The organism is Angustibacter speluncae (assembly GCF_054777815.1).
The window spans coordinates 4,448-25,608 of the sequence record NZ_BAAHAF010000111.1 but is presented as its reverse complement, the minus strand read 5'-3'; the positions used below and the strand labels follow the sequence as shown (position 1 = coordinate 25,608).

The following is a 21,161-nucleotide window of genomic DNA, read 5'->3' as shown; positions in this document are numbered from 1 at the left end:
CGCGGCCCGGTCGCGCACGACCCGCCCCGGCACGCCCGCGACGACCGCGCCGTCGGGGTACTCGCCGCGGGCGACGGCGTGCGCCGCCACGACGCTGCCCCGGCCGAGCGCGGTGCCGCGCAGGACGCTCACCCGCACTCCGAGCCAGGAGCCGGCGCCGACCCGCACGGGCGACTTCACCAGCCCCTGGTCCTTGATCGGGCGGTCGAGGTCGCCGTGCACGTGGTCGAAGTCGGTGACGTACACCCAGTCGGCGAGCAGGCAGGCCGGCTCGATCTCGACGTCCAGGTAGCAGTTCACGGTGCAGTCGCGTCCGACGACGGTCTTGTCGCCCACGGTGAGGGTGCCCTCGTGGGCGCGCAGCCGGGTCTGGTCGCCGAGGTGCACCCAGCGGCCGAGCACCACCCGTCCGTAGCCGGGGCGGGCGTCGACCTGCACACCCCGACCGAGCAGCACCAGACCGGTCGTCACGACCTGCGGCCGGGTGAGCCGGAGCCGCGCGAGCCGGGCGTAGCGCACGAGGTACCAGGGCGTGAACGCCCTGTGCCGCAGCACCCACCGCAGGTTGTCGCGGGTGAGGTACCGCACCTGGCGCGGGTCGCGGCCGGTGCGCAGGCGCAGCGCCCAGGCGCGGATCACGGAGCCGTGCCCGTGATCCCGACGTTGTAGAAGATCCCCTGCGGCAGCACCCGGCCGAGCGTGCGGTCGACGGCCGACAGCCGCTTCCACGCGCCGAACGCGAACGAGGCCCAGCCCCAGCCCAGCCGCTCGGGCGCGACCGCGGCCTCGAAGGTGCGCACCGGCCAGCCGAGCAGCGCCGCGGTGAGCTCGTTCGTCGAGGTGCTGACGTCGACGGCGCCGGCGCGCAGCGCGGTGCGCGCGAGCTCGGACGGCACGAAGGTGTGGAGGTCGACGACCGCCTCGAGAGCCGCGGCGTGGGACGACTCGTCGAGCTCGTGCTGCGGACGGGCCCAGTGCCGCAGCGCCGGCAGCCGGGTGGCGCGGGTCGTGGCGGCCCAGGTGAGCCGGCCCAGTCTGCGCGCGTACCAGTCGCCGACGCGGGTCGGCTCCCCGGCGACGACGAACCGCCCGCCCGGGCGCAGGACCCGCAGCACCTCGCGCAGCGACGCCTCGACGTCGGGGAGGTGGTGCAGCACCGCGTGGCCGATCACCAGGTCGAAGCTCGCGTCCGGGAACGGCAGGTGCTCGACGTCGGCGACCGCGCCCTCGACCTCGAACCCGAGCCGCCGGGCGTTCTCCTGCGCCGCCTCGACCATGCCGGGCGACAGGTCGGTGACCGTGACGTCGTCGAGCGCGCCGGCCTGACGCAGGTTCAGCGCGAAGAAGCCCGTGCCCGCACCGATCTCGAGGGTGCGGCCGTACGGCCACTGCTCGGTGTCGCGGACGGGCCCGAGCACGTCGAGGAACACGTCGCGGGCGTAGTCGATGCAGCGCTGGTCGAACGAGATGGACCACTTCTCGTCGTAGGTGCCCGCCTCCCAGTCGTGGTACAGCACCTGCGCGAGCTTGTTGTCGTCCCACGCCTGCTGCACCTGGTCGGCGGTGGCCGGCCGCCGGGCCGCGTCCTGCTCGTCCACGCTCACCGTCCGGTGAACTTCGCCTTGCCGGGGCCGTCCTGGACGAACGAGGCCATGCCGATGGCGCGGTCCTCGGTCGCGAACAGCCCGGCGAACGCGGCCCGCTCGATCTCCAGGCCGGTGGCGATGTCGACCTCGAGGCCTCGGTCGATGGCCTCCTTGGCGGCGCGCAGCGCGTACGCAGGCCCGCCGACGTAGCGCTGCAGCATCTCCCGCGCCGCGGAGTACACCTCGTCGGGCGCGACCACCCGGTCGACCAGGCCGATCTGCAGCGCCTCGGCGGCGTCGACGAACCGGCCGGTGAACACGAGGTCCTTGGCCTTCGCCGGGCCGATCAGGCGGGGCAGCCGCTGCGTGCCGCCGGCGCCGGGGATGACGCCCAGCAGGATCTCGGGCTGGCCGAGCTTGGCGTTGTCGCCGACCACCCGGAAGTCGCACCCGAGGGCGAGCTCCATGCCGCCGCCGAGGGCGTAGCCGGTGATCGCCGCGACCGTCGGCTTCGGGATCTGCGCGATCGCGGTGATGCAGCCCTGCAGCCCGCGGCCGTGGTCGACCATGTCGGTGTACGACATGGCCTGGAACTCCTTGATGTCGGCGCCCGCCGCGAACACCTTCTCGCCGCCGTAGACGACGACCGCGCTCACGTCGCGCCGCTCGGTGGCCTCGTGCGCGGCCTCGAGCAGCCCGCGCTGGATCGTCGAGTCGAGCGCGTTCATCGGGGGGCGGTCGACCCGGATCGTCCCGATCCCGCCGTCGACCTCGAACCGCACCTGCGTCATGGGCCGGAGACTAGTCGGTCGGACCGATGACCAGTGGGCCCGCCGGTCAGTCGGCCTGCTGGCGCTCCACCTCGTGGTGCCAGCCGGTGACGGCGGCGAGCACGGCCCGGGTCGAGGTGCGGAACAGCAGGTCGAGCGGGGCGTCGTCCGGGACGACGGCGTCGACCGCCACGACCAGGATGCCGCGGTAGACGCTGATCTTCGCCAGGTTGTGCGTGGCGTTCACGGTGCTGGCCGCGCGCAACCAGCGCAGCTCGTCGTCGTCGGCGGGCGGCGCGGTGATGCGCCACTGGCCGAACAGCCGCAGCATCGCCGGCGGCCCGTCGGTGCACCGCACGAACAGCTTCTGCTCCTCGAGCACGAACGCGACGTCGCCGTCGTCGTCGAGCGAGGGCGACAGTCCGTCGTCGATCAGCACGTCGAGCACCCGCCCGCGCAGCGGGTGCTCGTCCGCCGGCGGCGGGAAGCTGGGCAGCGAGTCGCTCACCCGGCCACGGTAACCATCGGCGACACTGCACCGGTGAGCCACTCCCGCCCCCACCCGCTCGGCCTGCACCTCGACGGCCGCGGCGGCGCGCACGCGGCCGTGTTCGCCGCGCACGCCGACGCCGTCGAGGTCTGCCTGCTCGACGCGGACGGCGGCGAGCGCCGCACCGAGCTGCCGCACCGCACGGACGGCGTGTGGCACGGCCGCGTCGAGGGCGTCGAGGCGGGCCAGTGGTACGGGCTGCGCGTCCACGGCCCCTGGGAGCCGGCGTCGGGTCACCGGCACAACCCCTCGAAGCTGCTGCTCGACCCGTACGCCCGCGCCGTCGCCGGTGAGATCCGTTGGGGGCAGGCGGTGTTCGGCCACGTGGTCGACGACGCCTGGGGTCCGAAGGACGGTCCGGCGGGCCACGGCGGGGCGCGGTGGCGCGACGACACCGACAACCGCGGGCACGCGCCGGTGGGGGTCGTCCTCGGCGACGTGGCGGCGCCCCGCACCCGGCGGCTCGACCTGCCGTGGGACACCACGGTGGTCTACGAGGCGCACCTGCGCGGCCTGACGATGCGCCACCCCGACGTCCCCGAGGAGCTGCGCGGCACCTGGGCCGGGCTCGCGCACCCGGCCGTCGTCGAGCACCTGGCGGGGCTCGGCGTCACCGCGCTCGAGCTGCTCCCCGTCTTCGCGGTCGGCGACGAGCCGGCGCTGGTGCGTCGCGGGATGCGCAACTACTGGGGCTACAACCACCTGTCCTTCTTCGCGCCCGAGCCGCGGTACGCCTCGGCGGCGGCGCGCGCGGCGGGTCCGGCCGCGGTGGTCGACGAGGTGGTCGGCGCGGTCGACGCCCTGCACGAGGCGGGCCTGGAGGTCTGGCTCGACGTCGTCTACAACCACACCTGCGAGGCGGGTGGCGACGGTCCCACCTTCTCGTGGCGCGGCGTCGACAACGCCTCGTACTACCGGCTCGACGAGCACGGCAACGACCTCGACGTCACAGGCTGCGGCAACACCGTCGACTTCTCGCACCCGCGGGTCGTCGCGATGGCGCTGGACTCGCTGCGGCACTGGGTGCAGGCGTACGGGGTCGACGGGTTCCGGTTCGACCTCGCCCCGGCGCTCGCCCGCGGCGACTCGCGCCGGGGCGCCGACTCGTACAAGCCCGACCACCCGTTCCTCGTCGCGGCCCGCGCCGACCCGCTGCTGCAGACGGTCAAGCTCGTCGCCGAGCCCTGGGACGTCGGCACCCACGGCTGGCGCACCGGCCAGTTCCCGCCTCCGTTCGCCGAGTGGAACGACCGGTTCCGCGACGGCGTCCGCTCGTTCTGGCTGTCCGACGCCGCGCACGCGCTCGGCGCCGTCGACGGCCACCCGCGCTCGGACCTGCGCGACCTCGCCACCCGGCTCGCCGGCTCGTCCGACCACTTCGCGACCGCGGCGTCCGCCGACCGCGTCGGCCGGTCCGCGGGGGCGTCGGTGAACTTCGTGTCGGCGCACGACGGGTACACGCTCGCCGACACCACGGCGTACGAGCGCAAGCACAACGAGGCCAACGGCGAGGGCAACCGCGACGGCCACGGCGACAACCGGTCGTGGAACCACGGCGTCGAGGGGACGACGGACGACGCCGGCGTGCTGCGGGCGCGGCACACGTCGCAGATGGCGCTGCTGTCGACGCTGCTGCTGTCGACCGGGACGCCGATGCTGCTCGGCGGTGACGAGCTGGCCCGCAGCCAGGGCGGCAACAACAACCCGTACTGCCTCGACGACGAGACCACCTGGGTCTCCTGGGACCTCGACGACGTCGCCCGCTCGACCTTCGAGGGCACCCGGACGCTGCTCCGGCTGCGGCGCGAGCTCGCCCCGCTGCGCCAGGCCGAGCGCCCCAGTGGCCGCGCGGTGCACCCGGACGGCACCACCGACCTGGCGTGGTTCGCGCCCGACGGGTCGCGGATGGACCACGACCGCTGGCACGACCCCTCGCTGCGGACGCTGCAGATGTTCCTGCACGCGCACGAGGCGGACGAGACCAGCGTCCTGGTGGTCGTCCAGGGCCACCACGGCGACGTCGAGGTGACGCTGCCGGGCGAGCCGTGGGCGGTGCGGTGGGAGCCGCTGTGGGACAGCGCGTCCCACGCGGCGTCGGCGTTCGGGGTCGCTGGAACCGGTCTCGAGCCGGTCGACGGCGGCGGGACCGTCGTCCTCGGCCCGCGCACGGTGCGGGTCTACCGCAGCTGACCTCGTCTCGCTACGGTCGGCGCGTGCCCGGTTTCGAGAAGCGCCTCCCCGGCCAGTCCGACGCCGACTACGGCCGCCCCGCGCACGACCCGAACGCCGACTTCCGCGCCGCGTTCTCGGTGGAGCACGGCGGTGGGAACGAGCTCGGCCTTGCCCGGCGCCTCGTCGACGCGGTGGCCGCCATCGTCGAGCGGGTCCGCCGCCGCTGATGTGCAGCAGTCGCCCCTTCGCAGGGTGCTGAAGGGGCGACTTCTGACCGCGGAGCCGCGAGTGGTTGCTTCGCGAGCCGTGAAGCAACCACTCGTGGCGTCGACGCCGTGATCCTGTGCCTGCGCCGCCCGCTGTGGACCGGCGACCAGGTCGTCCAGGTCGAGTGAGGCCGGACACGAGCGCCCGCCCGTCCAGGTGACTGCGACGGGCGGGCGCTGTGGCGCTGGGGTCGTGCGTCAGGCGTTGGCGACCAGGCCGGTCTCGGCGACGTTGGCCAGGCCCTCGTGCTTGGGCAGGATGCGGACGGTGTAGCCGAACGGCCCGGTGCGGCGCAGGTTCACGTCGCCGCTGAACTGGTGGCGGCCGTCCTCGTAGGTCTCGACGTGCTGCAGCGGCACCACCTGGGTGCCGGTCAGCTCGTCGGACTCGCTGACGCGGCCGTGCACGACCTCGACGGTGACGTCCTGCGGGGTCAGCGACCCGAGCGAGACGTACGAGCGGACGTGCAGCACCTCGCCGATCTGCGGGCTGTCGCCGATGCCGGAGGACTCGACGTGGTCGACCCGCACCGTCGGCCAGGCCTCGCGCACCGACGCCGTCCAGGCGGCGAGCTCCTTGGCGCCCGGGTAGCCGGGGCCGTTCAGCGCGGTGCCCGCGGCGAACGCCGGCAGGTACAGCTGCTGCACGTAGTCGCCGACCATCCGGGACGCCAGCACCTTCGGACCGAGCGTGGCGAGGGTGTGGCGCACCATCTCGAGCCAGCGGCCGGGCAGGCCCTGCTCGTCACGGGCGTAGAACAGCGGCGCGACCTGCTTGGCGACCAGGTCGTACAGGCCGGCGGCCTCGAGGTCGTCGCGCTTGTCGGGGTCCTCGACGCCGTCGGCGGTGGGGATCGCCCAGCCGTTCTCGCCGTCGAACCACTCGTCCCACCAGCCGTCGAGGATCGACAGGTTCAGGCAGCCGTTCAGCGCCGCCTTCATGCCGGACGTGCCGCACGCCTCGAGCGGGCGCAGCGGGTTGTTCAGCCAGACGTCGCAGCCCGGGTAGAGCGTCTGCGCCATCTTGATGTCGTAGTTCGGCAGGAAGACGATGCGGTGCCGCACCTCGGGGTCGTCGGCGAACCGGACCAGCTGCTGGATCAGCCGCTTGCCCTGGTCGTCGGCCGGGTGGCTCTTGCCGGCGATGACGAGCTGCACCGGGCGCTCGGGGTCGAGCAGCAGCGCCTTGAGCCGGTCGGGGTCGCGCAGCATCAGCGTGAGCCGCTTGTAGGTGGGCACGCGGCGGGCGAAGCCGATGGTCAGCACGTCGGGGTCGAGGATCTCGTCGACCCAGCCGAGCTCGGCCGGGCTCGAGCCCCGCTTCAGCCAGGACGACCGCACCCGGGCGCGGGCGTCGCGCACCAGCTGGGCGCGCAGCTCGCGGCGCACGGCCCAGATGTCGGCGGGCGGCACGTCGCCGATCTGCTCCCAGCCCTGCGCGCCCTCCGTGAGCTGCGTGCCCACGTGCTGCTCGGCGACCTCGAACACCCGGCGGTCGACCCAGGTGGGCGCGTGGACGCCGTTGGTGATCGACGAGATCGGCACCTCGGCGTCGTCGAAGCCCGGCCACAGGCCGTCGAACATGCCGCGGCTGACCTCGCCGTGCAGCTGCGAGACGCCGTTGGCGCGCTGGGCGAGCCGCAGGCCCATGACGGCCATGTTGAACACGCCGGCCTCGCCGCCGGGGTAGTCCTCGGCGCCGAGCGCGAGCACGCGGTCGAGCGGCAGCCCCTCGAGCACCCCGGACCCACCCAGGTAGAGCTCGATCTGGTCGGCGCCGAACCGGTCGATGCCGGCCGGGACGGGGGTGTGGGTGGTGAACACGGTGGCCGCGCGGCCCGCGGTGAGGGCCTCGTCGAAGGTCAGGCCCTCGGCCATCGCCTCGCGGATGCGCTCGAGGCCGAGGAAGCCGGCGTGGCCCTCGTTGGTGTGGAAGACCGACGGCGCGGGGGCGCCGGACAGCCGCGACCACAGCCGCAGCGCGCGGACGCCGCCGATGCCGAGCAGCATCTCCTGCTGCAGCCGGTGCTCGCCGCCGCCGCCGTAGAGGCGGTCGGTGATGGTGCGGGCGGCGTCGTCGTTCTCCTGCACGTCGGAGTCGAGCAGCAGCAGCGGCACGCGGCCGACGTCGGCCTTCCAGACGTGCGCGTGCAGGGCGCGGCCGCCCGGCAGCTCGACGGTGACCGTGGCGGGCGTGCCGTCGTCCTCGCGCAGCAGGGTGAGCGGCAGGCCGTCGGGGTCGAGGACGGGGTAGGTCTCGGTCTGCCAGCCGTCGGCCGACAGCGCCTGCTTGAAGTAGCCGCTCTTGTACATGAGTCCGACGCCGGTGATCGGCACGCCGAGGTCGGACGCGCTCTTCAGGTGGTCGCCGGCCAGGATGCCGAGGCCGCCGGAGTACTGCGGCAGCGCGGACGTAATGCCGAACTCGGGGCTGAAGTAGGCGATCGCCTCCGGCTTGGGCTCGGGCAGGCCCTGGTACCAGCGCGGCTCCTCCAGGTAGGACCGCAGGTCGGCCGACGCCTGCTCGACCTGCGCGACGAACCCGGGGTCGTCGGCGAGCTCGGTGAGCCGCTCGGGGGCCAGGTCGCCCAGCAGCTTGACCGGCTCGCCGCCCAGGGCGGCGAACCGCTCCGGGTCGATCTGCTCGAACAGGTCGCGCGTGGCCGGGTGCCACGACCAGCGCAGGTTGACGGCCAGCTGGCCGAGTGCGCTGAGGGTGCCCGGGAGGACGGTGCGGACGGTGAACCGGCGGATCGCTCTCACAGGCGGCGAGCGTACGGGACGGGGGCCTGACGGCGCAGTCCACCCGGGCAAGATCTTGCGATGCGTGCAAGACGTTCCCACGGTGCCGGACGGGCCCGGTCTCGGTAGCGTCTGGTGGGTGAGCAGGGACAAGCGCGCCAAGCGCCGCACGCCCGTGTCCGCCCCGACCCCCGCCGCGTCCCCCGCGGCGCCCCCGGAACCCACCCCGGAACCCGTCTCCGAGCCAGTCGCCGAGCAGGTCGCCGTCCCTCGGCACGCGGCCCCCGGCATCGACCGGTCCGGCCTGCTGGGCCGGTTCCCCGTGGTCGAGGTCGGTCCGGTCGTCGAGGGCGGCCGCTGGCCGGCCCGCGCGAGCGAGGGCGAGGTCGTCCCGGTCACCGCGACGATCTTCCGCGAGGGGCACGACGCGGTCGGCGCGACCGCGGTGCTGCTGCGTCCCGACGGCACCGAGCACTCCCGGGTGACGATGACCGAGACCGACCACGGCCTCGGCCGCTGGGTCGCCGAGGTCGTGCCGGACGCACCCGGGGACTGGACGTTCCGGGTCGAGGCCTGGGACCACCCGTACGCCACCTGGGAGCACGACGCGACGATCAAGGTCGCGGCCGACGTCGACACCGAGCTGATGCTGACCGAGGGCGCGCTGCTGCTCGAGCAGGCCGCCGCCGACGAGGGCCACGCCGAGGCCGACCGCCTGCACCTGCAGGCCGCCGTCGAGGGCCTGCGCGACACCTCCCGCCCCGCGCAGGCGCGGCTCGCGGCCGGCACCTCCGCCGTCGTCGAGCACGCCCTGGCCCGCACGCCGCACCGGCGGCTGGTCACCACCGCGGGCCCGTTCCGGCTGCGGGTGCAGCGCCGGGCCGCGCTGTACGGCTCCTGGTACTCGTTCGTCCCGCGCTCGGAGGGCGCCACCCGCGACCCCGAGACCGGCGAGTGGCGCTCGGGCACGCTGCGCACCGCCGCCGAGCGGCTGCCCGCCATCGCGGCGATGGGTTTCGACGTCGCCTACGTGCTGCCGATCCACCCGATCGGCGAGACCAACCGCAAGGGCCGCAACAACACCCTCACCACCGAGCCCGGCGACCCCGGCTCGCCCTACGCGATCGGGTCGGCCGACGGCGGGCACGACGCCATCCACCCCGACCTCGGCACGTTCGAGGACTTCGACGCGTTCGTGGCGCGGGCGAAGGAGCTGGGCCTCGAGGTCGCGATGGACCTCGCGCTGAACTGCTCCCCCGACCACCCGTGGGTCGCGGCGCACCCGGAGTGGTTCACCACCCGCGCCGACGGCTCGATCGCGTACGCCGAGAACCCGCCGAAGAAGTACCAGGACATCTACCCGCTGAACTTCGACAACGACCCCGACGGCATCTACCGCGAGGTGCTGCGCGTCGTGCTGGTCTGGGTCGAGCGCGGGGTGACGCTGATCCGCGTCGACAACCCGCACACCAAGCCGGTCGAGTTCTGGGAGTGGATCATCGCCGAGGTCGAGCGCACCCACCCCGGTGTGGTCTGGCTGGCCGAGGCGTTCACGCGGCCGCCGATGATGCGCACCCTGGCCAAGGCCGGCTTCCAGCAGTCGTACACCTACTACGCCTGGCGCAACACCAAGGACGAGCTCACCGACTACCTCACCGAGCTCACGACCGGCAGCCACGTCGTCAGCCCGTCCGGCAAGACCGGCACGGCCGACTTCATGGTGCCGAGCTTCTGGCCCACCACCCACGACATCCTCACGCCGTACATGCAGTTCGGCGGGCGGACGGCCTTCGCGCTGCGGGCGGTCGTCGCCGCGACCAGCGTGCCGACCTGGGGCATCTACACCGGGTACGAGCTGGTCGAGAACGTCGCGCGTCCCGGCGCCGAGGAGCAGATCGACAACGAGAAGTACGAGTACAAGCCACGCGACTTCGCCGGTGCCCTCGAGCGCGGCGAGAGCCTCGAGCCGCTGCTGACCCGGCTCAACGAGATCCGGCGCGAGCACCCCGCGCTGCAGCAGCTGCGCGGGCTCGTCTTCCACCCCACCGGTGACGACGCCGTGCTGGCCTACTCGCGCCGCATCGCGGCCGAGCACTCCCCCACCGGGCGCGAGGACACCGTCATCACGGTGGTGAACCTCGACCCCCACTCGGTGCGCGAGACGACGGTGCACCTGCAGATGCCCGAGCTGGGGCTCGGCTGGCAGGACTCCTTCGTCGCGCACGACCTGCTGTCGGGCCAGTCGTGGAACTGGGGTGAGCACGCCTTCGTCCGCCTCGGCTTCGAGACCCCCGCGCACGTCGTGCACGTGAGGAGGACGTGACGCCCCCGCAGGGGCTGCAGGGGCTCGACCTGCACGCACCGGGGCTGCGGCACGACCCCGACTGGTACCGCACCGCGGTGTTCTACGAGGTGCTGGTGCGCGCGTTCAGCGACTCGAACGGGTCGGGCTCGGGCGACTTCACCGGGCTGATCGGCCGGCTCGACTACCTGCAGTGGCTCGGGGTCGACGCCCTGTGGATCCCGCCGTTCTACGCCTCGCCGCTGCGCGACGGCGGGTACGACGTCTCCGACTACTGCTCGGTGCTGCCGGAGTTCGGGACGCTGCCGGACGTGCAGGAGCTGCTCAGCCAGGCGCACGCCCGCGGCATCCGGGTCGTCACCGACCTGGTGCTCAACCACACCTCCGACCAGCACCCCTGGTTCCAGGCGAGCCGCGCCGAGCCGGACGGCCCGTACGGCGACTACTACGTCTGGTCCGACTCCGACGAGGGCTACGGCGACGCCCGCATCATCTTCGTCGACACCGAGGAGTCGAACTGGACGTTCGACCCGATCCGGCGCCAGTTCTTCTGGCACCGGTTCTTCTCGCACCAGCCCGACCTGAACTTCGACAACCCCGCCGTGGCGGCCGAGATCTTCGACGTGGTCCGGTTCTGGCTCGACCTCGGGGTCGACGGCTTCCGGCTCGACGCGGTGCCCTACCTGTTCGAGGAGGAGGGCACCAGCTGCGAGAACCTGCCGCGCACGCACGAGCTGCTGCGCGAGCTGCGGGCGATGGTCGACCGCGAGTACCCGGGACGCATCCTGCTCGCCGAGGCGAACCAGTGGCCGGACGAGGTCGTGCAGTACTACGGCACCGCGGAGGACCCGGAGTGCCACATGTGCTTCCACTTCCCGGTGATGCCGCGGCTCTTCTACGCCGTGCGCGAGGGCAAGGCGGCACCGGTCGCCGACATCCTGGCCCGCACCCCGCAGATCCCGCCCGGCGCGCAGTGGGGCACGTTCCTGCGCAACCACGACGAGCTCTCGCTCGAGATGGTCACCACCGAGGAGCGCGCGGCCATGTACGGCTGGTACGCGCCCGACCCGCGGATGCGGGCGAACATCGGCATCCGCCGCCGGCTGGCGACGCTGCTCGACAACAGCCGGGCCGAGATCGAGCTCGTGCACGCGCTGCTGCTGTCGCTGCCCGGCAGCCCGTGCCTGTACTACGGCGACGAGATCGGCATGGGCGACAACATCTGGCTCACCGACCGCGACGCCGTGCGCACCCCGATGCAGTGGACGCCCGACCGCAACGCCGGCTTCTCGACCGCCGACCCGGGCAAGCTCTACCTGCCGGTCGTCGAGTCGCTCGTGCACCACTACGCGACGGTGAACGTCGAGGCCCAGCTCGCGTCGTCGTCGTCCCTGCTGCACTGGGTGCGCGGCATGCTCGCGATCCGCCGGCGCCACCCGGTGTTCGGGCTCGGCCGCTTCGAGCACCTGCCCGCCGACAACGAGGCGGTCCTCGTCTTCCTGCGCGTCATCGACGAGCCGGACGTGCACCGCGGCATCGAGGACGAGACCGTGCTGTGCGTGACCAACCTGTCCGGCACGCCGCAGGCCACCACCGTCGAGCTGCCCGACCACGCCGGGCACCAGCTGTGGGACCTGTTCGGCGGCAGCGGTTTCGGTCGCGTCGGCGACGACGGCCGGCTGCAGGTCACCCTCGGCTCGCGCGACTTCTTCTGGCTGCGCGTCACGCGCCCCCGATGACCGTCCCCCGATGACCCGCCCCGACGACAGGAGCGACATGAGCACCCTCACCCCCCCGATCACCGAGCTGCTGCACCGGTGGATGCCCGGGCAGCGCTGGTACCCCGCGCGCGGGCGCGGCGTCTCGCTGCGGCGCGTCGGCGGCTTCCGGCTCGAGGACCCGGACGGCCAGGTGGGCCTGGAGGTGCACCTGGTGGGCGTCGACTCCGGCGACCGGCTCGACGTCGTGCAGGTGCCGCTGACCTACCGCGGCGCGCCCGAGCCCTCGCTCGAGCACGCCCTGGTGGGCACGACGACGCACAGCGAGCTCGGCGAGCGCTGGGTGTACGACGGCCTGCACGACCCGGTGCTGGTGCGGGCGTGGCTGCGGCTGCTCGCCGACGAGGGCGAGGTCGAGGGCGCCGCGGGCACCCGCACTCCCGGTGTCGAGCCGCTGCCCGTGCCGGTCGACGCCCCGGCGCGGGTGCTGAGCGGCGAGCAGTCGAACACCTCCGTCATCGTGGGAGCCGACGGCCCGGACCCGTTGATCGTCAAGGCGTTCCGTGTGCTCGCCGACGGCCCCAACCCGGACGTCGAGGTGATGTCGGCGCTGTCGGCGGCCGGCGTGACGGCGGTACCGCGCGTGGCCGGGTGGGTGTCGGGCACGTGGGACGTCGACGGCACCCCGTGCCGCGGCCACCTCGCGGTCGCCACCGAGTTCCTCGCCGGCAGCCAGGACGCCTGGCGCGAGGCGCTCGCCGCCGCGGCGGCCGGACGGCCGTTCACGGTCGAGGCCGCCGAGCTCGGCGCGGCCACCGCCCAGGTGCACGCCGCGCTGCGCGAGGCCTTCGGGGCCGAGCCGGCCGACGACGACGCGCGCCGCGCCCTCGTCGCGGCCCTGCAGGAGCGGGTCGACTGGGCGGTGCGCAGCAGCGACGCCCTCGCGACGGTGCGACCGGCGCTGGCCGGGCACCGCGAGCGCCTCGCCGCCCTGGCCGACGGGCCGCTGCCCGACCTGCAGCGGGTGCACGGCGACTACCACCTGGGCCAGGTGCTGCACGCCCCCGGGCGGGGGTGGGTGCTGCTCGACTTCGAGGGCGAGCCGCTGCGACCGCTCGCCGAGCGCACCCGGCCGGACGTCGCGCTGCGCGACGTCGTGGGCATGCTGCGCTCGTTCGACTACGCGGCCGGCCACGTCGCGCTGCACGCCGACGAGCCGGCCATCGGCGAGGCGGCCCGGCAGTGGGCGCAGGAGGCGCGGACCGCGTTCCTCGCGGCCTACGCCGAGGAGTCGGGCACCGACCTCGGGGCGGTCGGGGCGCTCGTCGACGCGCTCTGGCTCGACAAGGCGCTGTACGAGGTCGTCTACGAGACGCGGAACCGGCCGTCCTGGATCGACGTGCCGCTGTCGGCGGTGCGCTCGGCGCTCGCCTGACGCGGCAGCGCGTCCGGCAGCGCGTCCGGCAGCGCGTCCGGCAGCGCGTCCGGCAGCACGTCGGCCACGGGCCGCACCCGGCTGCACGACCACAGCAGCCACCACGCGCCCGCCACGATCAGCACGTCGCCGACGCTGAAGACGTTGGCGAACGGCACCCACGACGGGACGGCGAACACGTCGCCGAGCCACGGCAGCACCGGGTCGTCGACGACCGCGGAGTTGGCGAAGCCGCCGTCGTCGGCGAGCCCGGCCAGCTCCTGCGCACGGCGGGCGGCCGGCAGGGTCCCGCCGTTCAGGGCGATCGTGGCGCCGTTCAGCACCGCTCCCGCGGCCACCAGCGGCAGGCCGGCGACCCGGCGGTTCAGCCAGACGAATACCGCGGCGGCGACGTAGGTGAGCACGTGCAGCACCGGGGCGACGGCGCCGGGCAGCTCGGGGCCCTGCAGCACGAGGAGCTGGCAGACGAACGACACCAGCACCAGCGGCCTGGCCCGCAGCGTCAGGTCCAGCAGCCCGCGGTAGCGGCCACCGGTGGGCCGCACGAGCAGCAGGCCGAGCACGAAGAGCGCGACCACCAGCACGGCTCACTCGCCCCCGACGACGCGCAGGACCGGCTCGCGGCGCTGCTCGGGCGGGAGCGGGACGGGCGCGGCGCCGCTGCCCAGGCGGTGCTGCACCGCCAGCACGGCCGTCATGGCGTCCAGCGGCATCGGGCGACCGAGCAGGAACCCCTGGAGGCGGTCGCAGCCGAGCGCGCGCAGGTGCTCGGCCACGCACTCGGTCTCGACGCCCTCGGCGACGACCTGCAGCCCGAGGTTGTGCGCGAGGTCGACGATCGAGCGCACCAGGATCTCGTCGTTGCTGCCCCGGGTCAGGCCGGCCACGAAGCTGCGGTCGACCTTGAGCTCGTCGACCGACAGCCGCTGCAGGCGCACCAGCGAGCTGTACCCGGTGCCGAAGTCGTCGATCGACAGCCGCACGCCGAGGTCGCGCAGGTCGCGCAGCACCCGTCCGGCCTGGTGCTCGTCCATCAGGCTCGACTCGGTGACCTCGACGACGAGCCGCGAGGCCGGCAGGCCCCAGTGCGCGAGCCGCCCGGCGAGGTGCCCGGTGAGCGAGTGGTCGCTCAGCTGGCGCGCGGACAGGTTCACGGCCACCCCGACGTCGTAGCCGCGCTGCCGCCACCCGCTCGCGGCCGACAGCGACTGCTCGAGGACGTGCAGGGTCAGCTGGCGGATCAGCCCGGCGCTCTCGGCCAGCGCGATGAACTGCTCCGGCGGCAGCGACCCGTGCTCGGGGTGGTGCCAGCGCACCAGCGCCTCGACGGTCTCGATCCGGTCGGTCGCGACCTCGAGCTGCGGCTGGAACTCCACCTGCAGCGTCCCGTCCTCGATGGCCTGGCGCAGCACCGGCAGCAGCACCAGCCGCTCGGCGGAGCCCGTGACCGTCCCCGGGGCGAACACCGACCAGCGGGCCCGCTCCCGCTTGGCCTCGTACAGCGCGATGTCGGCCTCGGACAGCAGCGTGTGCACGTCGACGGGGCGCCCGCGTGGCACGGTGATGCCGATGCTGCAGTGCACCGACAGCACCTGGCCGTGCACCTCGACCGGCCGGGCCAGGGCGGCGAGCAGCCGCTCGGCCAGCTCCTCGGCGGTCGGGAGCGGCGTGTCGCTGCGCAGCAGCACGGCGAACTCGTCGCCGCCGAGGCGGGCGACGGTCGTGGCGGCGTCCTCGTTCGACAGCGGCGGCAGCAGCGCGCGCACGGTGGCGTCGATGCGGGCCGCGACGGTGCGCAGCAGCTCGTCACCGACGTGGTGGCCGAGGGTGTCGTTCACGTCCTTGAAGTGGTCCATGTCGACCATGAGCACGGCGAGCCGCTGGTCGGCGCCCGCCGGGGCGTCGAGCAACCGCTCGACCCGGCGGCGGAACAGCTCGCGGTTGGCGAGGCCGGTCAGCGGGTCGTGCAGCGACTGCTTCTCGCGCAGCACCGCGAGGTAGGTGGTGCGGCGCACCGCCACCACCGGGACGACCAGCAGGGGCAGCAGCAGCACCGAGACGTCGACCACGAGCGCCGCGAGCGGACCGAGGGCCACGAGCACGCCGGAGGTCTCGAGCTTGAACCGCACGTCCTCGCGCAGCATGGCCACCACGCCCTGCCCGGACGCGAGGGCGACGACCACGGCGACGAGGGAGTCGTTGACCAGGGCGAAGACCGCGCCGGCGGCCAGGGCCGGCAGCAGGTGGCTCACCTGGAAGTGCTCGTACCCGCCGAGGAACGGGCTGCCGCTCAGCAGCGCGTAGGTGGCGCGGGCCAGGACCAGGCTGATCGCGTACTGCCCGGCGTTGAAGACGATCTGGATCGGCCGGCGCCCGCTGCGGGCGTCGTCGAGCGCGACCGCCACGGTGTGCACGAGCAGCAGCCACGACAGCGGGCCGAGCAGCACCAGCGCGACGGCGAAGGTGGTCGAGATCGTGACCGGCGAGATCGTGTCGTCACCGCGGGAGACCGGGATCGGCCACACCTCGCCGAGGGCGAGGGCGATCGCGAGCGCGAGCAGCGGCAGCGGGAAGTCGCCCAGCGACTCCCACGGCGGCGCGGCGACGACGACGGCCGCCACCAGGCCGAGGCCCAGCAGGCCGGTGCCGCCGGCGTACAGCGGCAGCCCGAGGCGCGCCCGGCGCGCGTCAGCACCCGGTGCGGGCGACGGGTGGTCGCTCGCACCGGGTGCTGAGGGCTGCGGGTCGGACACGAGCGGTCAGACCCACTTGTAGCCGGGCACGAGGTCGTCCTGCACGACCGTCCCGGCCTCGCCGCCCTGCAGCGGCGACACCTTCGCCGAGGTCTCCACGGCACTCACCACCACTTCGAGCCGGCGCCGACCATCGACACCAGCACGGCGATGGTCGACACGGACGCCGACGCTGCGAGCGCCTGCCTCATCCACTGCGACATCTGCGAACCTCCCTGTTCACCCCCGCCGGACCCCCGTCCGGCCTCGGGGTCAATGACACCGCGTCCGCCGCGCGGGTGGCAGGTCGCAGCCGCAGGACCGCCCGGGCGGACGACCGTGCACCGGCCGCGGACCCGCCCGCGGCATCGCGCAGCGTCACGCGGAGGCGGTCGTCCCGTCCGTTTCGCCCCGGTCCCGCCCGCGTGGCACCGACCGCGGGGTCACGGACGGTGAGTGACGTGCGCCACGGAGCGCCGGTCACGCACGGTGACCCGCAGGGGTCGGACTCCACCTCCTCGGGCTATCAAGGTGCGCGTTCGCGCGGCGCCGCCGACCTCGACAGACTGTGCGCCATGAGCCAGACGCCCGACCGCACAGCACCGCCCGCCCCGGTCGACGCCGACGACCTCGCCCGGCTCGGTGCCGGCGCCCACCCGCTCCCGCACTCGGTGCTCGGCGCGCACCCGCACGGCGGCGCCGTGACGGTGCGCACGCTGCGACCGCTCGCCGAGTCGGTGCAGGTCGTCCTGCCGGACGGCACCACGCACCCGCTGTCGCACGAGGCGCACGGGGTCTGGTCCGGCGTGGTGGCCGTGCCGGAGGTGACGGACTACCGGCTCGAGGTCACCTACCCCGACCACCCGGCGAGCGTGCTCGACGACCCGTACCGCTACCTGCCGACGCTGGGCGAGGTCGACCTGCACCTCATCGGCGAGGGGCGCCACGAGCAGCTGTGGACCGTCCTGGGGGCCCACGTGCGCCGCTACCCGGGCGTCATGGGCGACGTCGAGGGCACCTCGTTCGCCGTCTGGGCGCCGCGCGCCCAGGCGGTGCGGCTGGTGTGCGACGCCAACCACTGGGACGGGCGCCAGCACATGCTGCGCAGCCTCGGGTCGAGCGGCGTCTGGGAGCTGTTCGTGCCCGGCGTCGGTGCGGGTACGCACTACCGGTACGAGATCCTCGGCCGCGACGGCCGGTGGCACACCCGGTCCGACCCGATGGCGCAGGGCACCGACGTGCCGCCCGCCAACGCCTCCCGCGTGGTCGAGAGCGACTACGCCTGGGGCGACGACGAGTACATGGCCGCCCGGGCGCAGCGCGACCCGCACGCGGGCCCGATGAGCGTGTACGAGGTGCACCTCGGCTCGTGGCGCCAGGGCCTGTCGTACCGCGAGATCGCCGACCAGCTCGTGGGTCACGTCCTGCACACCGGGTTCACCCACGTCGAGCTGATGCCGGTGATGGAGCACCCCTTCGGCGGCTCGTGGGGCTACCACGTCACCGGGTACTTCGCGCCGACCTCGCGGTTCGGGCACCCCGACGACTTCCGCTACCTCGTCGACCGCCTGCACCAGGCCGGCATCGGCGTCATCCTCGACTGGGTGCCGGGCCACTTCGCCACGGACGCCTGGGCGCTCGCGAAGTTCGACGGCGAGGCGCTGTACGAGCACCCCGACCCGCGCAAGGGCTGGCACGCCGAGTGGGGTTCGTACATCTTCGACTTCGGTCGCAAGGAGGTGCGCAACTTCCTGGTCGCCAACGCCGTGTACTGGCTCGAGGAGTTCCACGCCGACGGCCTGCGCGTCGACGGCGTCGCCTCGATGCTCTACCTCGACTACTCCCGCGAGGAGGGCGAGTGGGAGCCCAACCGCTTCGGCGGACGCGAGAACCTCGAGGCGGTCGAGCTGCTGCAGGAGGTCAACGCGACGGCCTACAAGCGGGTCCCGGGCATCGTCATGGTCGCCGAGGAGTCGACGTCGTGGCCGGGCGTCACCCAGGCGACCCACGCCGGGGGCCTCGGGTTCGGGCTGAAGTGGAACATGGGCTGGATGAACGACAGCCTCGGCTACCTGCGCGAGGACCCGGTGCACCGCCAGTACCACCACCACCGGATGACGTTCTCGCTCATGTACGCCTTCTCGGAGTCGTTCATGCTGCCGATCAGCCACGACGAGGTCGTGCACGGGAAGGGCTCGCTGCTGCGCAAGATGCCCGGCGACCGCTGGAAGCAGCTCGCCAACGTCCGCGCCTACCTGGCGTACATGTGGGCGCACCCGGGCAAGCAGCTGCTGTTCATGGGCTGCGAGTTCGCCCAGGAGTCGGAGTGGGCCGAGAGCCGCAGCCTCGACTGGTGGCTGCTCGACCAGCCGGTGCACGCCGGGGTGCAGCAGATGGTGGCCGACCTGAACCGCATCTACCGCGAGACCCCCGCGCTGTGGCAGCACGACCACGACGCCTCGGGGTTCGAGTGGATCGACGCGAACGACACCATGCACAACGTGTTCTCGTTCGTGCGCTACGACTCCGACGGCGAGCCGCTCGTCTGCGTGGTGAACTTCGCCGGGTCGCCCCACCACACCTACCGGGTGGGTCTGCCCCGCGGCGGCCGGTGGGACGAGGTGCTCAACACCGACTCGGAGCTGTACGGCGGTTCCGGCGTGGGCAACCTCGGCTCGGTGCTCGCCGACACCACCGGCTGGCACGGGCGGGCGGCGTCGGCGTCGATCACGGTGCCGCCGCTCGGGGCGGTGTACCTGCGACCGGCCGAGCGCGCGGCCGCGGCGGAGCCGGCGGCCGCGGTCGCCGACGAGCCGGTGGCCGAGACCGTCGACGAGCCCGTGGGCCGGCCCGCGGCGGCGCCCACCGACGCCGAGGTCTAGAACAGCGCGCTGGCCAGGGCGCGACGGCCCGCCTGCACGCGCGGGTCGTCGCCGCCCACGACGTCGAACAGCTCGACCAGGCGCGTCCGCACCCGGTCGCGGTCGTCACCCGCGGTGCGGCGCACCAGGTCGACGAGCCGCCCGAAGGCGTCCTCGACGTGACCGCCGAGGACGTCGAGGTCGGCGACGAGCAGCTGGGCGTCGACGTCGTCGGGGGCGGCGGCGGCCGCCGCGCGGGCGGCCTCGAGGTCGGCGGTGGCGGTGCGTCGCATCAGCTCGACCTGCGCGAGACCGGCGGACGCCTCGGCGTCGCGCGGGTTCTCGGCGAGGGCGCGGCGATAGGCGTCGGCCGCGGCGTCGAGGTCGTCGCGCTCGATGGCGTCGAAGGCCTCCTGGTGCAGGGGCGGCAGCGGCGCCTCGGCCGGCTCGTCGTCGGCGTCGTCGGCCCCGCCGCTCAGCTGCACGCTGCCGGTCACGCCCTGCTGGGCGGCGAGCGCGAGCAGGCGCTCGAAGATCTGCCGCACCTGCTCCTCGGTGGCGGCGCCCTCGAACAGCGGGACCGGCTGGCCGCCGAGCACCGCCATCACCGCGGGCACCTGCTGCACGCCGAACGCCTGCGCGATCTGCGGCTGGGTGTCGACGTCGACGTGACCGAGCACGAGCCGTCCGCCGAGCTCGGTCGTGACCCGCCCGAGCAGGTCGGAGAACTGCCGGCTCGCGGGCGAGCGCGGGGTCCACAGGTCGACCACGACGGGCACCGCCGTCGACAGCTGCACCAGCGCCTCGAAGGTCTCGACCGTGACGTCGAGCACCGGCGACGGCAGCGTCGGGCCGTCGCCGCCCGGCGCGGGCGCACCACCGGCGGCCGGTGCCGCACCGCCCCCGCCGGAGGCGGGCGGCGACGAGGGGCGACGCAGCGCGGACAGGTCGACGGCGCCGCGCAGGTTGAGGCCGCGCGGGGCCCCGGGCTGGGTGGTCATGGGTGCGGTCTCTCCTGCGTCCGTGCGGGCGGTCGGGTCAGCTCACGGTGCCGTTGACCGGGACGCGGTCGACGGCCACCACCTTGATCGTGGGGTCCTCGGCGCCCTCGGGCGGGATGTGCAGCGCCACCACCTCGAGGTGCTGGAACGTGCCGGTGCCGGTGATCTGCGCGGCGCCGGACATCGCCTGGAACTCGGGCTGCAGGTTCATCTTGTAGCCGCCGTTCGCGACGATCTGCATGTAGGAGTCGAGGGCGCCGACGACCAGGGCGCCGCCGTCCTCGGTGCCGAACGACCACAGCTCGCCCGCGCGCGGCGCGTGGCTGGCCGAGAAGCCGAAGCAGCCGCCGCAGTCGACGGTGAGCGACTTGGCGGTCTGCGCCTGCACCGCCAGCACCGTGTCGGTGAAGGTGCTCTGCGCGAACGCGGGCGCGTTCGCGCTCGCCGTGCCCTGGGTGAGCACCTCGCCGTAGGCGGCCATCGCCTGCTCCGGCGTCATCACCAGCCCGGACGCGTCGGCGGCCAGCACCGGGGCGCCGGTGTCGGGACCGCCCGTGAGCGGCAGCGTCGCGCCGCCGGCCATCTCGGTGTAGGCGACGAGTCGGTAGGGGTCGCGGGGGCCGGCCTGGGTGAGCACCAGCAGGTCGGGCGCCCGGTCCTCCTCGTCGGCCTGCGTCACCGAGAGCACCGTGCGCGGCCACTCCTGCTCGGCGGGCACGGCGTCCTGCAGCCGGCTCGCGCCGAGCGGCACGACGAAGTCCTGCGTGGCGTCGCGGCTGCGCACCAGGTAGGCGCCCGAGCGCTGCGCGCGCGCCGGGCCGGTGACCGCGGCGGCGAGCGCGTTCACGTCGCCGGCGGCGTCGGCGGCGGCCACCGCCTCGGTCACCTGGGCGAGCGAGGCGTCGACCTGCGCGTCGGTGACGACGGGGACGGTCTCGGACTCGGGTCGCGGGGGCTGGTCGGGCAGCGGCTCGGTGCCGAAGGCGGCCAGCGGCGCGACGAGCGCCAGCACGGCCAGCGCCGTCG

General features: G+C 74.1%; 15 protein-coding genes. 6 read left to right on the top strand and 9 right to left on the bottom strand.

Annotated features, from left to right (window positions below; translation table 11 throughout):
- From ACYVKY_RS13630 to ACYVKY_RS13615, 4 genes are all read right to left on the bottom strand, one after another.
- Positions 1 to 639: acyltransferase (locus tag ACYVKY_RS13630; RefSeq protein ID WP_460435533.1), on the bottom strand; the 639-nt coding region annotated here is incomplete at its 3' end.
- Positions 636 to 1,604, bottom strand: coding sequence for a class I SAM-dependent methyltransferase (locus ACYVKY_RS13625; protein ID WP_460435532.1), 969 nt, complete (start codon positions 1,602 to 1,604; stop codon positions 636 to 638). The genes ACYVKY_RS13625 and ACYVKY_RS13630, both read right to left, overlap by 4 nt.
- Positions 1,601 to 2,377 carry an enoyl-CoA hydratase/isomerase family protein gene (locus tag ACYVKY_RS13620; RefSeq protein WP_460435531.1) on the bottom strand — a complete coding sequence of 259 codons (777 nt, stop codon included), beginning with the start codon at positions 2,375 to 2,377 and terminating at the stop codon, positions 1,601 to 1,603. Before ACYVKY_RS13620 ends, ACYVKY_RS13625 begins: the two co-directional genes overlap by 4 nt.
- Positions 2,378 to 2,423: 46 nt before the next feature.
- The gene (locus ACYVKY_RS13615) at positions 2,424 to 2,864 is read right to left on the bottom strand and encodes a hypothetical protein (protein ID WP_460435530.1); all 441 of its coding nucleotides are present in this window, start codon (positions 2,862 to 2,864) and stop codon (positions 2,424 to 2,426) included.
- A 33-nt stretch (positions 2,865 to 2,897) separates the two neighbouring features.
- On the opposite strand from ACYVKY_RS13615, the gene glgX reads away from it, so the two are divergent.
- A complete protein-coding gene (gene glgX, locus ACYVKY_RS13610; RefSeq protein WP_460435529.1) occupies positions 2,898 to 5,096 on the top strand; it encodes a glycogen debranching protein in 2,199 nt (732 codons plus the stop codon).
- A 23-nt stretch (positions 5,097 to 5,119) separates the two neighbouring features.
- Positions 5,120 to 5,305: a hypothetical protein gene (locus ACYVKY_RS13605; RefSeq protein WP_460435528.1), complete on the top strand. Its 186-nt coding sequence runs from the start codon at positions 5,120 to 5,122 to the stop codon at positions 5,303 to 5,305.
- 237 nt (positions 5,306 to 5,542) lie between these two features.
- Here the strand turns inward: ACYVKY_RS13605 and glgP are convergent, their stop codons facing one another.
- Positions 5,543 to 8,107: a glycosyltransferase family protein gene (gene glgP, locus ACYVKY_RS13600; protein WP_460435527.1), complete on the bottom strand. Its 2,565-nt coding sequence runs from the start codon at positions 8,105 to 8,107 to the stop codon at positions 5,543 to 5,545.
- Positions 8,108 to 8,225: 118 nt separating this feature from the next.
- Here glgP and ACYVKY_RS13595 point away from each other — a divergent pair, with 118 nt between their 5' ends.
- From ACYVKY_RS13595 to ACYVKY_RS13585, 3 genes are read left to right on the top strand one after another with little or no spacing between them, the layout of a single operon-like run.
- Positions 8,226 to 10,409 (top strand): alpha-1,4-glucan--maltose-1-phosphate maltosyltransferase, encoded by a 2,184-nt coding sequence (locus tag ACYVKY_RS13595; protein ID WP_460435526.1) that lies wholly within the window; start codon positions 8,226 to 8,228, stop codon positions 10,407 to 10,409.
- Positions 10,410 to 10,423: 14 nt separating this feature from the next.
- Positions 10,424 to 12,127, top strand: a complete 1,704-nt coding sequence (treS, locus tag ACYVKY_RS13590; RefSeq protein WP_460435534.1) for a maltose alpha-D-glucosyltransferase — start codon at positions 10,424 to 10,426, stop codon at positions 12,125 to 12,127.
- 10 nt (positions 12,128 to 12,137) lie between these two features.
- Positions 12,138 to 13,541 (top strand): maltokinase N-terminal cap-like domain-containing protein, encoded by a 1,404-nt coding sequence (locus ACYVKY_RS13585; protein WP_460435525.1) that lies wholly within the window; start codon positions 12,138 to 12,140, stop codon positions 13,539 to 13,541.
- On the opposite strand, the gene ACYVKY_RS13580 is transcribed toward ACYVKY_RS13585, so the two are convergent.
- Both ACYVKY_RS13580 and ACYVKY_RS13575 read right to left on the bottom strand, forming a co-directional pair.
- The gene (locus ACYVKY_RS13580) at positions 13,472 to 14,125 is read right to left on the bottom strand and encodes a DUF5317 domain-containing protein (protein WP_460435524.1); all 654 of its coding nucleotides are present in this window, start codon (positions 14,123 to 14,125) and stop codon (positions 13,472 to 13,474) included. The two genes, ACYVKY_RS13585 and ACYVKY_RS13580, sit on opposite strands and share 70 nt — an antisense overlap.
- A 3-nt stretch (positions 14,126 to 14,128) precedes the next feature.
- Positions 14,129 to 16,294: a putative bifunctional diguanylate cyclase/phosphodiesterase gene (locus ACYVKY_RS13575; protein WP_460435523.1), complete on the bottom strand. Its 2,166-nt coding sequence runs from the start codon at positions 16,292 to 16,294 to the stop codon at positions 14,129 to 14,131.
- Positions 16,295 to 16,848: 554 nt separating this feature from the next.
- Here ACYVKY_RS13575 and glgB point away from each other — a divergent pair.
- Positions 16,849 to 19,155, top strand: coding sequence for a 1,4-alpha-glucan branching protein GlgB (glgB, locus tag ACYVKY_RS13570; RefSeq protein ID WP_460435522.1), 2,307 nt, complete (start codon positions 16,849 to 16,851; stop codon positions 19,153 to 19,155).
- Here the strand turns inward: glgB and ACYVKY_RS13565 are convergent.
- Positions 19,152 to 20,135, bottom strand: a complete 984-nt coding sequence (locus tag ACYVKY_RS13565; protein WP_460435521.1) for a co-chaperone YbbN — start codon at positions 20,133 to 20,135, stop codon at positions 19,152 to 19,154. The genes glgB and ACYVKY_RS13565 overlap by 4 nt on opposite strands.
- A gap of 37 nt (positions 20,136 to 20,172) precedes the next feature.
- Positions 20,173 to 21,161, bottom strand: a 989-nt coding sequence (locus ACYVKY_RS13560) for a hypothetical protein (RefSeq protein ID WP_460435520.1), incomplete at its 5' end; no start/stop codon positions are given.